Source organism: Alcaligenes sp. 13f (assembly GCF_020496585.1).
Lineage (GTDB): Bacteria > Pseudomonadota > Gammaproteobacteria > Burkholderiales > Burkholderiaceae_B > Alcaligenes > Alcaligenes phenolicus.
The window spans coordinates 1-15895 of sequence record NZ_JAHKKC010000025.1 but is presented as its reverse complement, the minus strand read 5'-3'; the positions used below and the strand labels follow the sequence as shown (position 1 = coordinate 15895).

Sequence of the window (15895 nt, the reverse complement as noted above, 5' to 3'; positions counted from 1 at the left end):
TCCACCTTGTCTTATTTTCTGCTTCAAATCCTCAATGCCCTGTCCTTCTCAGCACTGCTGATGTTGGCGGGGCTGGGGCTGTCTTTAGTGCTCAGCCTGATGAACTTCATCAACCTGACACACGGCTCTTTTTTCCTGCTGGGCGGCTATATCAGCGTCCAGTGGCTGGCATCCGGCGCGCCGTGGTGGCTGGCCTTTCCCGCCGCTTTCGCACTGTGCGGGCTGATGGGCCTGTTGCTGGACCGTTTCCCCTTTCGCCAGTTCTACCAGCGCACCCACTTGATGCAGGTGCTGCTGACCTACGGCCTGTCCGTCATTCTGGCGGATTTGATGCGCTGGGGCTTCAGCGCCGACACGCTCTCGCCCATGCTGCCGCAGGTACTACGTGGCGGGGTGTGGATCATGGGCCTGCCCTTTCCCACCTATCGTCTGTTCCTGATCGTCACCGGCCTGACGCTGGCCTTGCTGTTCTGGTTCCTGCTGGATCGCACCCTGTGGGGTGCCGCCATTCGCGCTTGCGTGCAGGACGCCCAGATTGTCGAAACCCTGGGCTTGAACTCGCGTCGCCTGTTCGCCATCGGCATGGCACTGGCCGCCGGTCTGGCCGGTTTGGGCGGCGCCCTGGGCGCTGGCATGCTGTCGGTCTACCCCGGTCTGGATGAAGAGATCCTCTTGCTGGCCTTGCTGGTGGTGGTCATTGGCGGCTTGAACTCGGTACGCGGCACCTTGCTGTGCGCGCTGATTCTGGGTTTCGTCACCACCTTTGCCCGCGTCTGGGTTCCAGCCTTTGCCAATGCCGCTACCCTGGCCGTCATGCTGGGCCTTCTGCTTTGCTGGCCCAATGGCTTGAGCAAATCCGCTACGCGTCAGGTTTAAATGAACAAGCTCAACACCTGTCTGCTGCGCACTGGACTTTGGCCTGCTCTGGCTTGCCTGGTCTTGCTGAGCAGTTATTTCTGGGGCGACGCCTTCTTGTGGCGCTTTGGCACCGAAGCCCTGCTGATTGCTTGCGCAGTCCTTAGCGTCAATCTCCTGATAGGTTACGGCGGTCTGGTATCCCTGGGCCACGGTGCGGTTTTCGGCTTTGCCGCCTACGCCACCGCTGTCAGCAGCCAGTATTGGGGCGCGTCCCTGCCGCTGATGCTGCTGGTGGGCATTGGGGCGGGCACCCTGTTGTCCATATTGATGGCGCTGATCAGCCTGCGCAGTTCCGAGCTGTTTTTCATGGTGGCTACGCTGGTCGCCGGGCAATTGATCTGGGAAGTTGCATTTCGCTGGCGTGATGTCACGGGCGGTGCCGATGGCCTGCGCGGTTTCCCGCGTCTGAGCCTGGGCGATCTGCCCTTGAGCGCCCCTTACACCCTGATGATTCTGGCCCTGGCGCTGGCGGTCATCTGCTGGTTGCTGCTGCGTTCTTTCAGCCGCGCCCCAATCGGGCTGGCCTTGACCGGTCTGCGCGATCAGCCCTTGCGCATGGCCGCCCTGGGTTATCAGGCATGGCGTATCCGCCTTTACACCTTCATGATTGCAGGTGCGGTAGCGGGTGCTGCTGGCGGCCTGTATCCCTTTGCGAATCAGTACGTCAGCCCGCAGCAAGTGCATTGGAGCTTCTCGGCCACGCTCATCATCATGGGTGTGATCGGTGGCATACGCACCTGGCGTGGCGCATTTATTGGGGCCACCTTCTATCTGTTTGCCCAGACCTACCTGAGCTCCTACACGGATCGTTGGCAGTTACTGGTAGGTTTGATCTTTGTGCTGACAGTTCTGTTCATGCCCAATGGTCTGGCAGAACGACGCAAGAGGTCTGCATGAGCGTTTTATTAAGCACTCGCGAACTGGCCTTGCATGTAGGCGGTCTGGATATCCTGACGGACGTCAGCCTGGAGCTGCGTGCGGGCGAAACCCTGGGGCTGATTGGCCCCAATGGCGCAGGTAAAACCACGCTGTTCAACATCATCAGTGGTCTGGCCTCTCCTTCCAGCGGTCAGGTATTCCTGGAAGGCAAGGACCTGCGCAATCTGGGTCCGATTGAACGCGCCAAACAAGGCATGGTGCGCAGCTTTCAGACCAGCCGTATTTTTCCTGAACTGACCCTGCTGCAAAACCTGGCTCTGGCCGTGCGCATCAAAAAAGATTGCGCCTACCACTGGTGGGGCCGCAAGGCCGCCCGCGCCGCCAGCCAAGAAGCAGCCGAAGCATTGCTGGAACATAGCGCCCTGGCCGGCCGGGGCCATGTGCTGGGTCGATCCCTGTCCTATGGAGAGCAGCGCATTCTGGATTTGCTGATCGCCTTGGCGCAGCAACCCCGCGTGCTCTTGCTGGACGAGCCTACCGCTGGTCTGTCCGAGTCCGAATCGCGTGAAGTCATGGCATTGGTCCACGCCATGCGCGGCCAATGTGCCGTGCTGCTGATCAGCCATGACATTGATATTGTTTTCCAGGAATGTGACCGGATTGCCGTGCTGTCATCGGGCACCTTGTTGACCTGCGACACCCCGGACGCCGTGCGCCAGCACGAAGGCGCGCGTCAGGCCTATCTGGGCGAACTGGCTTTGGAGACGGCATGAGCACAGCGCTGAACATCTCCGGCCTGCATGCACGCTACGACCGTGCCGACATTCTGCAAGAAATTTCGCTGGATATCCCCGCCGGGCAAAGCGTGGCCCTGCTGGGCCGCAACGGCGCCGGAAAAACCAGCCTCCTGCACTGCCTGTTCAATATGGGCCCGCAGTGGAGCGGACAAATCAATGTGCACGGGAAAAACATTGCAGGTTGGCCCACGCACAAAATCGCCCTGCTGGGCATGGCTTTGGTACCACAAGGCCGGGGCCGTTTCCCAACGCTGACCGTGCAGGAAAGCCTGCGTTTGGCCGGGCTGGCTCGACGTCCGCGCTCGGATGATCGTTGGACGCTGAACAGTATCTACGAAGCCATGCCGCGTCTGTACGAACGCCGCCAGTCCTCCTGCTCCGCCTTGAGCGGTGGCGAACGACAATTGCTGGCACTGGCCCGTGCGCTGCTGACGCAGTCCTCCATTATTGTTCTGGACGAACCCAGCGAAGGCCTGGCTCCCATGACGATTCAGGACACCTTGCTGCCGCAGCTGCAAACGCTGAACGAGCAAGGCATTACCGTACTGATCGCCGAACAGAATTTAAGTCTGGCTCTGCAGTTGGCCGAACGCGCTTTGTTATTGGGTAATGGTCAACTGGTGTATGACGGCCCTGCCGAGCAACTGCGCCAGGACGCCGCCCTTTTGCAACGCCATTTGGGACTTTGACATGCTGTCTGTATACAGTTTGTCGCTTCCCTTACCCGCTGGTATGGAATCCTGGTTACGAAACCAGGTTCCCGACCACACCTTGGCGGTGATTGCCCGTCGCAGACAGCAGTCGGACCAGCATTTAAGCCTGCTGGCCCACGGTGCGCTGCGCCATTTTCTGGCGCCCTTGCTGGGCTGCACGCCGCGCGCCGTTCCCATCACCCAACTGGAACATGGCAAGCCCGTGCTGGATCTGGACGATGCCGATCTGCACTTTAGCCTGTCGCACAGCGGCGAGCGAGTGCTGATTGGAATTGCCAACCGAACTATAGGCGTAGACATCGAGGCCATGCGCCTGCCCGTCAAAGCAGGGCTGGTCGAACATTGCAGTGTGCCGTCCGAGCGTTCCTGGCTAAAGAGCGATCTGGACTTCTACGCGCTTTGGTGTGGCAAAGAGGCCGCCCTGAAACATGCAGGCACGGGTTTTCATATTCAGCCTCAAGAATTATCCTTGGACGGTCACCCAGATCATGGATGCACCGTACAATCCCCCCATCCCATCTTGCAAGGTTTGGTGGTGCACAGTCACCGGCCGGTGGAAAACTATGCCGCCGCCATCTGCCTGAACACCCCCTTTGCTCCGTGGACAGTCAGCTTTTTGGACAGCGCTCAACTGCCTGACACCAAGCTGACTGAGCACGAGTAAATCTGACAAGCCTACTTATTTATGTAATAGTTCTCATTACCATGATGAAATCTATTCCTGTTGAACAAATTTGGCCTGACGCTTTTGCCCAGCGATACCGCGATGCTGGACACTGGCAAGGGGAAACTTTTGGCGCTTTGCTGCGCACGCGCGCGCAAAACCACCCGGAACGCGAAGCCATTGTTGGCGGCACCCAGCGCTGGACCTATGGCGCGCTGGACCAGTACGCCAGTCAGATCGCGGCGGGCCTGCTGCAAGCCGGTCTGCGCAAGGGCGACCGCGTCCTGGTGCACCTGCCCAACATCCCTGAGTTTGTCAGTGTGATCTTTGGTCTGTTCCGTGCCGGTCTTTTGCCCGTGTACGTCCTGCCTGCGCACCGCATCACCGAAGTCGAACACTTTGCCAATACTGCTCAAGCGCGCGCCTATATTGGTGTGGACGCTCATGCCGGTTTTGACTACCTGCCTTTGGTGCGCGAACTGCGTGAACGCTGCCCACAGGTCGAGCAGGTTTACATCGTGGGCGACGCACAAGAATTTACGTCCCTGGCCCAGTTGCAAAGCAGCGCTGCCAATGTAGACGTACCCGTATCGGCGGCCCAGCCTTCCGAAGTGGCGTTCCTGCAAATCTCGGGGGGCAGCACCGGCTTGTCCAAGCTGATCCCCCGCACGCACGACGACTACATCTACACCTTGCGCGAGAGCGCCAAGATTGCCGGACTGGACGAGAACAGTGTGTTTCTGGGCGCTTTGCCCATTGCCCACAACTTCCCCATGAGTTCACCCGGTTTTCTGGGTGCACTGTACGCCGGAGCCAAAGTGGTGCTGAGCCCCGCCCCCAGCCCGGACGTTTGCTTTGAGCTGATCGAGCGCGAAGGCGTAACCGACACCAGTCTGGTCCCCCCGCTGCTGATGCTGTGGATGGATGCAGCCACCAAGACCAATGCCAAGCTGGATTCATTGAAAGTAATCCAGGTGGGCGGTGCCAAATTGAACGCCGAAGCGGCCAAGCGTGTACGTCCTACTCTAGGTGTGACCTTGCAGCAGGTGTTCGGCATGGCCGAAGGTCTGGTGAACTACACCCGCCTGGACGATCCCGAAGACACCATCATCAACACACAGGGCCGTCCCATCAGCCCGGACGATGAAATCCTGATCGTGGACGACAACGGCAATCCGGTCGCCCCTGGGGAAACCGGCTATCTGCTGACACGGGGTCCTTACACGATCCGTGCCTACCACAACAACCCCGCGGCCAATGCCCGCTCCTTTACCGAGGACGGCTTCTATCGCACAGGCGACGTGGTACGCATGACGCCCGAAGGCTACTTGATGGTTCAGGGCCGTGCCACTGACCACATCAACCGCGCTGGCGAGAAAATCTCCGCCGAGGAAATTGAAGATCATCTGCTGGCTCACCCGCAGGTCTTTGATGCTGCCGTGGTATCGGTGCCCGACGAGTTTCTGGGCGAGCGCAGCTGCGCTTTCATCATCCCCAAGGATGACAAGCCCCGCGCGATTGAACTGAAGAAATGGATACGCAGCCGCGGTCTGGCCGACTTCAAAGTGCCGGATCAAATCGTGTTTGTGGACCGTTTCATGGAAACTGCGGCCCTGAAGATCAGCCGCAAGGAATTGCGCGCCCAACTGCGCGAACAACTCGAAAACACAACGCAAGAACAATCATGAGTACTGCACTTACCCTGGAACGCATGCGCGCAGATATTGCCGCCATGCTGCATGAAGACCCCCAGGACATTCTGGATGATGACAATCTGATCGACCTGGGTCTGGACTCTATGCGCGTCATGACCCTGGCCACCCGCTGGCGCGAAGCTGGCGCTCCTATCGAGTTTTCCGAGATGGCCTCGGTGGTCACCTTGGGCCAGTGGTGGTCCATGATCGAACGCGCCCAACAAAACGGCCGTTGATTTTCTTACTGCAACACGCTTATGTTTAGCTCCCCTTCCGAACTGCCATTGCGCCCCCTGACCGAAGCACAAGAAGGTCTGTGGTACGCCCAGCGTTTGGACCCGCTCAACCCGATTTTCAATACCGGGCACTGCACGCATATCCATTCGGCGCTGGACACCGCGCTGTTTGCGCAAGCCATCAATCTGACGCTGACCGAAGCCGATGCCTTGACCTTGCGCATGGTGGACACGCCAGACGGCCCGGCCCAGTACCTGCGCCCGCAAGAGCCCATTCAACTGGAAATTGTGGACCTGTCTGCCCACGCAGACGGGGCCGAACAAGCCCAAACCCAGCTGATGGCAGACCTGCGCACACCGCTGGACCCAACCGTTGCGCCACTGGCACGACACATCCTGTTTGTACTGGGGCCCAAGCACCATCTTTGGTATCAGCGTATCCATCATCTGGCCGCTGACGGCTATGGCATGGCACTGATCGAGACGCGAGTGGTCAAGCTCTACAAGGCCCTGCTCAGTGGCCGTGAAGATCATGGGCATGCGCTGGAATCGTTCACCCTTTTACAGGATGACGATCAAAACTATCGGAGTAGCGAGCGCCGCAGCAAGGACAGACAGTTCTGGCTGGACACATTAAGCGATGCAGAACCCGCCCAAAGCCTGAGCGAATCCCAGGCTTTGAGCGATCATCATTTCCTGCTGGCACGCAGCGCCGTCAAGCCCGAACTGACAGCCAGCCTGCAAGCATTGGCACAAAGCAGCGACATCAGCTGGCCAGACATTCTGACGGGCCTGACCGCCGCCTATGTGCGCCGTCACACCCGCCAGGACGAATGCACGGTGGGCGTGCCCTGGATGGGCCGTCTGGGCCATATCAGTGCCCGTATCGTCTCCACCGTCATGAACGTGGCTCCGCTGCGTTTGCAGATCGACGAATCCCAGCCGTTGAATCAGTACCTGATCCAAGTTTCCAAGGCTCTGCGTCAGGCGCGTCGTCATGGCCGCTACCGCAGTGAGCAACTGCGTCGTGATCTGGGTTTGCTGGGCGGCATGCGTCGTCTGCACGGGCCCATCATCAACGTGCTGCCGTTCGATGCGCCCTACGAACAAGCGGGCCTGACCGCCAGCCAGACCGTGCTGTGCGCTGGCCCCGTGGAAGACTTGAACTTCACCTTCCGCGCCCAACCCGATGCCAGTGGCTTGCGTCTGGAAGTGGAAGCCAACCCGCGTCTGTACACCGACGAGCAGATTCAAACCCATCTGGTCCGTCTGGAGCAGTTCCTGCTGCGCGCTTTGCAGGCCGATACCCTGTCCGCCGTGCCGACCTTGACGGATGCCGAACACCACCACTGGATTGAGACCGTCAACCAGACCGCTCACCCGGTTCCTGAAACAACGCTGTGGGCACTGATCCACGCCCAGTTGCAGGCTCACCCGGAACAAAGTGGCCTGGAATTTGAGGGCAAGAAGCTCAGCTACGCCCAGATCAACGAACAAACCGCCAATCTGGCCGCGCAACTGCGTCTGGCCGGTGTGCAGACCGGCGATATTGTCGCCGTGGCCCTGCCTCGTTCGCTGGAGCTGGTGCTGTCCTTGCTGGCTATTCACCGTGCTGGTGCTGCCTACTTGCCGCTGGATCTGGACCAGCCTGCCGATCGCCTGAACACCATCTTGCAGGCCGCTCAACCGCGACTGCTGGTCGGCCAGCCCGGTTGCACGCTCAATGCCTCTTTGCTGGTCCCGCAGCCTGAACAAACCTGCACTGCGCCAGACTGGGCCGCCGCCGGTCCGCACGATCCTTCCTACCTGATCTACACCTCCGGCTCTACCGGCACACCCAAAGGCGTGCTGGTTAACCACGACGCCATCGTCAATCGTCTGGTATGGATGCAGACGCACTACAGCATTGGTGCCGGTGATCGAATTTTGCAGAAAACCCCGGCCACGTTTGACGTGTCGGTGTGGGAGTTCTTCCTGCCCTTCCTGTCAGGTGCAACCTTGGTCGTCGCCCCACCACAAGCGCACCGCGATCCGGCTCATATTGCCCGCCTGATGCGCGAACAAAGCATCACAGTGCTGCACTTTGTCCCCTCCATGCTCAGCGCCTTCCTGGATGAGCCTGCCGCTCGTGGACTGGCTCCGCGTCTGGTGTTTTGCAGTGGTGAAGAACTGTCGGCCGCTACCCGCGACCGCTTCCATTCTCTGTTGAACGCCGAGCTGCACAATCTGTACGGCCCAACCGAAGCCGCCGTGGACGTGTCCTACTGGCCTGCGTCGCGGGATGACCAATCCCAGCCTGTGCCCATCGGTTTCCCCGTATGGAACACCGCCCTGTACATTCTGGACGAGCAGTTGCAACCTGTACCGCCCGGCGTGGCCGGTCATCTTTACCTGGCTGGCCGACAGTTGGCGCAAGGCTACTGGGGCCGCCCGGACCTGACTGAAGAACGCTTTGTGCCCGACCCTTACGCCCTGCATGGCGACCGCATGTACGCCACTGGCGATGTGGCCCGCTGGCGTGAAGATGGCGCGGTTATTTTCCTGGGCCGCTCCGATCACCAGATCAAACTGCGCGGTCAACGTATCGAGCTGGGTGAAATTGAAGCCTTGCTGGCGCGTCACCCCGATGTGGCCCACGTAGCCGTGATTGCCCGTGAAGATATACCCGGTCAAATGGCGATTGTGGCTTACTGGGTACCGCAAGCAGGCAGCCAGTGCACGGACAACACGCTGGCCGCTTATGTAGGCGAGCACTTGCCGTCCTACATGGTGCCCAGCGCCTGGATCAGCCTGGATGCCCTGCCGGTGACAGCCAACGGCAAGCTGGACCGCAAGGCGCTGCCCGTTCCTGCCTTGCAGGCCCGCTCGGCAGGCTTGCCGCTGGACGGTGCCACTCAGCACCAAATCGCCGCCGCTTTCGCCACCGTGCTGGAAAGCAGCGAAGCGTTTTACGCCGACGACGACTTCTTCGCCCTGGGCGGACACTCGCTGCTGGCTGCCAAACTGGCCTTGATACTGCGCGAAGCACGCGGTCAGGCCGTATCAATTGGCACTATTTTTGAATACCCCACTATTGCCCGTCTGGCCAAACATCTGGATCAGTCTGGCAGCGCAGCAGCCGATGGTTTTGGTCCCATCATCGCCTTGCGTCCGGGGCTGAACGACCAGCCCGCGCTGTTTGTGGTTCACCCGGCCGGTGGTTTGTCCTGGTGCTATGGGGCACTGGCACGTCACCTGCCTGCCGGCCGCGCTGTTTATGGCTTGCAAGCCAGTGTGCTGTCTGACGCCTCGCTGGGTCTGGATGGCAGCCTGGATGCCATGGCCAAGGTGTATGTGGATCGTATCGAGCAAGTTCAAGCACAAGGCCCCTACCATCTGGCAGGCTGGTCCGTGGGCGGCATTATTGCTCAGGCCATGGCCGTGGAGCTGCGTCGTCGCGGTCAACTGGTAGGCATGTTGTCCTTGCTGGACGCCTATCCCAGCGACGCGTGGCGCAACGAACCGGCCCCCGAGCCCAATGCCATCTACAAGGCGCTGCTGCATATTGCGGGCCACGACCCAGACAGCTTGCCCGACGTTTCCCTGACCCGTCAGGGTGTGGTGGACTTCCTCAAGCGCAGCGGTCACCCGCTGGCCGAGTTGCCCGACACGCGTCTGGACAGCGTATTTCAGGTGGTGGAAAACAATAACCGCCTGGTGCGCCTGTACGAGCATCACGTCTATGACGGCCCCATGCTTTATTTCCGCGCAGCGCTGGATCACGCCGGCACACAATTGCATCCCGATTTGTGGAAGCCCTATGCAGGGCAACTGGACGTGCATGACATTGCCTCCTTGCACGCGCATTTGACCGGTACTGAAGCCGTGGCCATCATGGCCCCGCTGATGGACTCGGCCATGGCTTTTGCCGAACAGGCACAAGCCCAACCTGAACTCGATGTATAAGCCATGTCTGTAAGACGTTTCTTTCTGGATATCTCGCCACTAATCGAAAGTCGAGCATTCCGCTTTGCCTACTTCGCTCGGGCCGCCACGGTGCTGGTCACCGGCATGTTGATGGTGGCTGCCAGCGTGCAGCTTTATGAGCTGACCAAATCCAGTGTGGCCGTTGCTTTCCTGAACGTATCCATGGCCACCCCCATGGTGCTGGCACTGATTGCCGGCGGTGTCTTGTCGGACCGCATGGACAGGCGCAGCCTGATGGTCTGGTCGCGCAGTGTCTACATCATCAGCGTGGTGCTGTTCCTGCTCAATACGCTGCTGCCCAACCCGCAGGTCTGGTTGATCTATGTGGCCGCTGCCATTGGTGGTGCGGCAGGCGGGATCAGCGTCCCGGCCATGATGTCCGCTACCCCGGCACTGGTCGGTCGAGACAAGCTGGCCGCTGCGGCCGCCCTGTCCGGTCTGGCCATGCAGTTGGGCGGTATTATCGGCCCCGCCTTGGCAGGCGTACTGATCTCCGGTCCTGGTCTGATTTTCTGCTACGTGATTGTCCTGTGCGGTGTCATCGTCACCCCTTTACTCTTGCGTGCTCTGCCGCCCTTGCCTCCGCAAGCGGGCAAGCAGCCCCAGAAAAATGCCTTCCAATCCCTGCGTGATGGCCTTGGTTTTGTGGCCAGCCACCCCTTGCTGCGCGCCCTGTTGCTGATTGATCTGGCTGCCCTGATTCTGGCCACGCCTTTGGCCCTGATGCCCGAGTGGGGCGACACCATTCTGAAAATGGGCGCCACCGCCACCGGCTATCTGTATGCCGCTCCGGCTGTGGGTGCCACGCTGGCCGCCCTGTCCAGTGGCTGGTGCCGTCAGGTATCCCGCCCAGGTGCCGCCATCGTGATTGCCGTACTGATCTGGGGCCTGGCGGTAGCAGCCCTGTCCGTGCAAGCGACCCTGTGGTGGGCACTGGTTTGCCTGGCCATCATGGGTGCTGCCGACACCATCTCCAAAATCATGCGTATGGCGCTGGTTCAGCACCACACCCCCGATTACCTGTTGGGCCGTGTCTCCAGCTTGTGGATGACGCAATATTCCCTGGGCCAGGCCCTGGGCAATATGCAAATGGGTTATCTGTCCCGTCTGCTAGGCCCGGCAGTCGCCGTAGCCGTGGGTGGTTTGGCCTGTGCCGCTGTCGCTTGCGGTTTCGGCGTGTTTAACCAAGGCCTGCGTTCGGCCAGCAAACAGGATGGCCCGCCCAATGCCTGACATCTCGCTTTTGTTCTACCCACGCCTGCTGCACGCCTGTAGAAAGATCTCCTACATGGACCGTCTTGTCGACCGAACCTTTATTTAGGATTAAAAGATGCTAATCAATGTCAATTGCATTCGCCGTACCCCTGCCGCACTGCTGCGCAAGGCCGGCCTGAGCGCAGCCGTCCTGTCCCTGTCCCTGGCCAATGCCTTTGCGGCCCCCGCTTTTGACCAGCCTGATGCTGACTTTCGCGGTTCCCTGAATGCTGCTGGCGTGGTCTATGCAGGCTCCGAAGCCCAACTGGCAGGCCGTGGTTTCACCCCCGGCCAGGAAGTGATCCTGCTGCAAAACGGTCACTCTCTGACCCCTCAAGCCCTGGTTGCCGACAAAGAAGGCAATCTGAGCACCAAGATCGCCATCCCCGCTGACGCCGCTGTGGGTGTGCACCCTGTGGTCATGCAAGTCAGCAAGCCCTCGACGGCCGACATCTTCAATCTGAAGGTGTCCCCAAAAGTTGAGCTGAGCGGTCAGGACAAATTCGAACTGCAATCCCAGCACCTGGTTCCCGGCTTGTACCAAAGCGCCTACAGCCCCAAGAACAAAGTGCTGTTCGTGACTTCCGCCGTGGGCCGCCCACCCGTCAAGCAGTCGCAATTGGTGAAAGTGAACCCCAAGACCTTGGCGGTTGAAGCCAGCGTGACACCTGCCGCCCAAAAAGGCCGTGACGATGGTCAGGTTCAAGCCGTTTACGGTGTGGACGTGGACGACAAGCAAGGCAATGTCTGGGTCACCAACACCCGCAGCAGCTCCATTGCTGTCTACAGCCAGAAAGACCTGAAACTGGTCAAACAGTTTGAAGACGGCGTCGTCAGCCACCCACGCGACGTGGTTGTAGACGAGAAAACAGACCGTGCCTACGTGTCCTCGCCCGGCGCCAACACCATAGCTGTATTCGACACCAAGAAGCTGACTCAGCTGGACCCGATCGAGCTGCAATCGAAGACCCGCAACAAGCCCGGCAGCATGAGCCTGATTCTGGACGCTGAAAAAGACCGTCTGTACACCGTCAGCGCCAGCACCAACGAGCTGATCATTATTGACCTGAAAAACGGCAATGCTCAAACCGTCTTCCCCGTGCCCGGTGCACGTGGTCTGGCTGGTGTGTCGGTAGACAGCAAGAATGACCAGGTCTACGTCGCCGCCCAAGGCAGCGACAACCTGCTGATCATCAATGCCAAAGACGGTGCCGTTCAGCACGACATCAAGATCGGTGCCGGTGCCCTGAACGTGGTCTTCGATCCCAAGACATCCCTGGCTTACGTGGCCTCCCGCGGTGCGGGCACCGTGACGGCCGTGAACGGTAAGGGTGAAATCGTTGCCAACCTGGACGGTGGCAGCTTCCCCAACCACGTCTCCCTGGATGGCGAAGGCAATGCCTATCTGGTCAACAAATCCAAAGGTAAGGATGACCAGACGGCTGACCGCATCACACGCCTGCACCTGAAGTAAACCGCCCGATGCGCCCCTTCCATGAAAAGGGGCGCCAAGGCAAAACCCTTGCCCCAAAAAGGACTCCTATGAATAGCCGTATAGCCGACCAAGTCCGCCATGCCACCATTGAAGAATGGTTAGGTCATTACCAGGCCGACAGCAGCGTATTTGCCTCTCCCACCGTCAGTTTGATGGCACACGGCACGGCACTGGAGCGGCATACCAACAATGCCCAAGGGCAACTGCTCTCTGATGCCCAAGCCTTGCTGGCGCAAGCCGCTCAGCAAGGTCTGGACGCTCCCCTGTTGATGGGAGTGATCCCCTTTAACCCGACTCGCCAGGCTTACCTGCGCGTTCCCAAAGAATATCAGCGCGATCCCGTCCTGCTGCGCCCGGTACAGCGCCCGCCGTTGGCCAAATCCAGCAACAGCATTGCCAGCCAAAGCCTGCTGCCTGATGGCGAAGGCTACGAAGACAGCGTCAGCCGCATCCTGGCAACGATGCGCGAACAGAACATTGCCAAAACCGTGATGGCCCGCACTGTCACCATCACCCTGAACGAAGCCCTGGACCGTCAGACTGTGTTGAGCAATATGCTCCACAGCAATCCTGCCGGTTACACCTACGCCCTGCCCTTGCCGGGCGGCAAGGCTCAAGACCCGGATCTGTTTTTTGGGGCCAGCCCCGAGTTGCTGGTGCGTCGCCAGGGCGATCTGGTTACCGTCAACCCGCTGGCAGGCACCGCCCCCCGCTTTGCCGACCCACAGCGCGACCAGGCCAGCGCCGACAGCTTGATGGCCTCCAGCAAAGACCTGCGCGAGCACGCCTACGTCATTGAAGACGTGGTGCGTATCCTGTCCCAGTTCTGCGACTCCCTGGACGTGCCTGATGGCCCCAGCCTGACCAGCACCGCCAACCTGTGGCACCTGTCCACCCGTATCAGCGGCCGTTTGCGTGACCCATCCGTCACCTCTTTGGAGCTGGCACTGGCCATGCACCCCACGCCGGCCGTTTGCGGCCTGCCCACCCAGCCCGCCATGCAGGCCATCGAGGCCACTGAAGTCTTTGATCGCGGCTACTTTGCAGGCGCCATAGGCTGGAACGACCACGAAGGCAACGGCGAATGGGCAGTCGCCATTCGTTGCGGCCATTACACCCAGCAAGGGCTGACCTTATCGGCTGGCGCCGGCATTGTGGACGGCTCCGTCCCTGCCCTGGAACGCCAGGAAACCGGCAATAAACTCATGACCCTGATCAACTCATTGGGTCTGGCCCAGAACATAACAATCTAAAGGAGACACGATTCATGACCATTCACGCCTTGCCCAGCTACGAACTGCCTCAAACCTCCGTAGCCAACCGCGTCAATTGGCGCCCACAGGCCAATCGTGCCGCCCTGCTCATACACGATATGCAGACCTACTTTCTGCAGAAATACGATATGAGCCAGGCTCCTATCCCCATGTTGATCGAACGCATTGCCGCCCTGCGCGAGGTTTGCCACAAGCTGGGAATACCCGTGTTCTACACCGCCCAGCCTACCGAACAACCCGAGAAAGACCGGGCCTTGCTGAACGACTTCTGGGGCCCCGGCCTGACCGCCAGCGAATTTCACAGCCAGCAAGCCGTCGTGCCCGAGCTGACACCGGCCGAAAACGACATCATGCTGACCAAGTGGCGCTACAGCGCCTTCCAGCGCTCCGACCTGCGTGAGCAACTGCGCAAGCTGGGCCGCGACCAGCTGATCATCACCGGCGTTTACGCCCACATCGGCTGCATGACCACCGCCCTGGAAGCCTTCATGCAAGACGTGCAGCCCTTCCTGGCCATCGACGGCGTTGCCGACTTCTCGCTGGAAGAACACCACATGGCGATCCGCCACGTCTCGCAACGCTGCGGCGTCAGCCTGACCTGCGCCGAAATCCAGGACAGCCTGCAAAGCTAAACAGGAAGCACACATGAGCACACAAGAATTTGCAGGTGAATGCATAGCCGTCACGGGCGCGGCCCGTGGCATTGGCGCTGCCGTCACCCAACTACTGCTGGAACGAGGCGCCAGCGTCATCGCCCTGGACCTGGACGTAGAAGGACTGACCCAACTGAGTCAATCCGAATACAGTGATCGGGTTTCCTGCCACCTGGTCGACATCAGCCAAGCCGATGCCGTCGATGCAGCGCTAGCCCAAGGGCAGGAAAAACTGGGGCCCATTCATCGTTTAGCCTGTGTCGCGGGCGTCCTGCAAATGGGCCGCATCACCGAGCTGAGCAACGAACAATGGGATCGCACCTTTGCCATCAACACCACCGGCGTCTTTAACGTCTGCCGCAACGTGGCCAAAGGCATGATCGAGCGCAAACAAGGCGCCATCGTCAACGTCAGCTCCAACTCCGCCGCCACACCACGCATCGCCATGGGAGCCTACGCCGCCTCCAAAGCCGCCGTCACCCAACTGAGCCGCTGCCTGGGCCTAGAACTGGCCCCACACGGCATCCGGGTGAACATCATCTCCCCCGGCTCCACCGACACCCCCATGCAACAAGCCATGTGGGCACAAGGCAGCTCGCGCGAAACCGTCATCGCGGGTTCCGGCGAAAACTACCGTCTGGGCATCCCCCTGCAAAAAATCGCCACCCCCGAAGAAATCGCCGAAGCCGTCCTGTTCCTGCTCTCGGACCGCGCCAGCCACATCACCCTGTCCGACTTGCGCGTGGACGGCGGTGCCACACTGGACCAAGGCTAAACAGCCAGACGCAAAAAAGGGCGGAATCTCCGCCCTTTTTTATTGCCCATCGGAACGAGGCCGGACAAAAGCATACGAACATCCCTACTAGTGACAGTGCCGATAAGGACTGACCACCTATTGCCAAGTCAAGGAAAAACACGAACGAACCGAAACATCGTAAATGCGGCTCAATGAAGACAGACTCAGTCAGGTCAAAGCGGATCGAATCAGGTCAGGTCAGGTCAGGTCAGGTCAGGTCAGCATCAGATTAGACCTGCTCAGTGCAGGTAGCCTCCTATCAGCTACCTCTTAATTCCGTCGAGTCTGTGAACTAGATCGAGCAGCTCCAGCGTGCCAACCGCCCCCGCCAACAACCGTTGAAAGCAGGCCCACTCAAGAGCACTGCCACCATGCTGTTCGGGTCGGGGCAGGCTCAGGCGGGGCGGATCAGAGTGCTTGCCGCGGGCATCAGATTGCGTAGGGATGCAAGGGGCCTGCTGTTTGAGCCAGGCGCTTGTACTTGGTCCGGGGGACCAAGTACCTGGCGAGTTCAGGCCCCGCCCGTAGCAATCTCAGGACAAGGGAACTGGTGCGC

13 protein-coding genes are annotated in these 15895 nt (G+C 60.1%); all 13 read left to right on the top strand.

What is annotated here, in order from left to right; all coding sequences use genetic code 11:
* The first annotated feature begins 6 nt into the window (after positions 1-6).
* A complete protein-coding gene (locus tag KOE80_RS17110; RefSeq protein ID WP_035268872.1) occupies positions 7-876 on the top strand; it encodes a branched-chain amino acid ABC transporter permease in 870 nt (289 codons plus the stop codon).
* Positions 877-1815 (top strand): branched-chain amino acid ABC transporter permease, encoded by a 939-nt coding sequence (locus KOE80_RS17105; RefSeq protein WP_009462849.1) that lies wholly within the window; start codon positions 877-879, stop codon positions 1813-1815. It begins immediately after the preceding gene.
* Positions 1812-2570 (top strand): ABC transporter ATP-binding protein, encoded by a 759-nt coding sequence (locus tag KOE80_RS17100; protein ID WP_226349575.1) that lies wholly within the window; start codon positions 1812-1814, stop codon positions 2568-2570. Before KOE80_RS17105 ends, KOE80_RS17100 begins: the two co-directional genes overlap by 4 nt.
* Complete coding sequence (locus KOE80_RS17095; protein WP_009462853.1) at positions 2567-3283, top strand: ABC transporter ATP-binding protein; 717 nt, start codon at positions 2567-2569, stop codon at positions 3281-3283. The genes KOE80_RS17100 and KOE80_RS17095 overlap by 4 nt, the downstream gene beginning before the upstream one ends.
* 1 nt (position 3284) lies before the next feature.
* A complete protein-coding gene (locus KOE80_RS17090) occupies positions 3285-3971 on the top strand; it encodes a 4'-phosphopantetheinyl transferase family protein (RefSeq protein WP_226349574.1) in 687 nt (228 codons plus the stop codon).
* Between the two features lie 41 nt (positions 3972-4012).
* The gene (locus tag KOE80_RS17085; protein ID WP_226349573.1) at positions 4013-5659 is read left to right on the top strand and encodes a (2,3-dihydroxybenzoyl)adenylate synthase; all 1647 of its coding nucleotides are present in this window, start codon (positions 4013-4015) and stop codon (positions 5657-5659) included.
* Complete coding sequence (locus KOE80_RS17080) at positions 5656-5901, top strand: phosphopantetheine-binding protein (protein WP_226349572.1); 246 nt, start codon at positions 5656-5658, stop codon at positions 5899-5901. The genes KOE80_RS17085 and KOE80_RS17080 overlap by 4 nt, the downstream gene beginning before the upstream one ends.
* A 21-nt stretch (positions 5902-5922) precedes the next feature.
* Positions 5923-9846 (top strand): non-ribosomal peptide synthetase, encoded by a 3924-nt coding sequence (locus KOE80_RS17075; protein WP_226349571.1) that lies wholly within the window; start codon positions 5923-5925, stop codon positions 9844-9846.
* A 3-nt stretch (positions 9847-9849) separates the two neighbouring features.
* Complete coding sequence (gene entS / locus KOE80_RS17070; protein WP_115635319.1) at positions 9850-11100, top strand: enterobactin transporter EntS; 1251 nt, start codon at positions 9850-9852, stop codon at positions 11098-11100.
* A gap of 97 nt (positions 11101-11197) precedes the next feature.
* On the top strand, positions 11198-12595 hold the full coding sequence (locus KOE80_RS17065) for a YncE family protein (RefSeq protein ID WP_115635320.1): 1398 nt from the start codon (positions 11198-11200) through the stop codon (positions 12593-12595).
* A gap of 68 nt (positions 12596-12663) precedes the next feature.
* The gene (locus KOE80_RS17060) at positions 12664-13869 is read left to right on the top strand and encodes an isochorismate synthase MenF (RefSeq protein WP_060186110.1); all 1206 of its coding nucleotides are present in this window, start codon (positions 12664-12666) and stop codon (positions 13867-13869) included.
* Positions 13870-13883: 14 nt separating this feature from the next.
* Entirely contained in the window at positions 13884-14522 is a 639-nt protein-coding gene (locus tag KOE80_RS17055; RefSeq protein ID WP_226349570.1) for an isochorismatase family protein, read from the top strand.
* Positions 14523-14535: 13 nt separating this feature from the next.
* Positions 14536-15318: a 2,3-dihydro-2,3-dihydroxybenzoate dehydrogenase gene (locus tag KOE80_RS17050; protein ID WP_035268474.1), complete on the top strand. Its 783-nt coding sequence runs from the start codon at positions 14536-14538 to the stop codon at positions 15316-15318.
* The last annotated feature ends 577 nt before the right edge of the window (positions 15319-15895 follow it).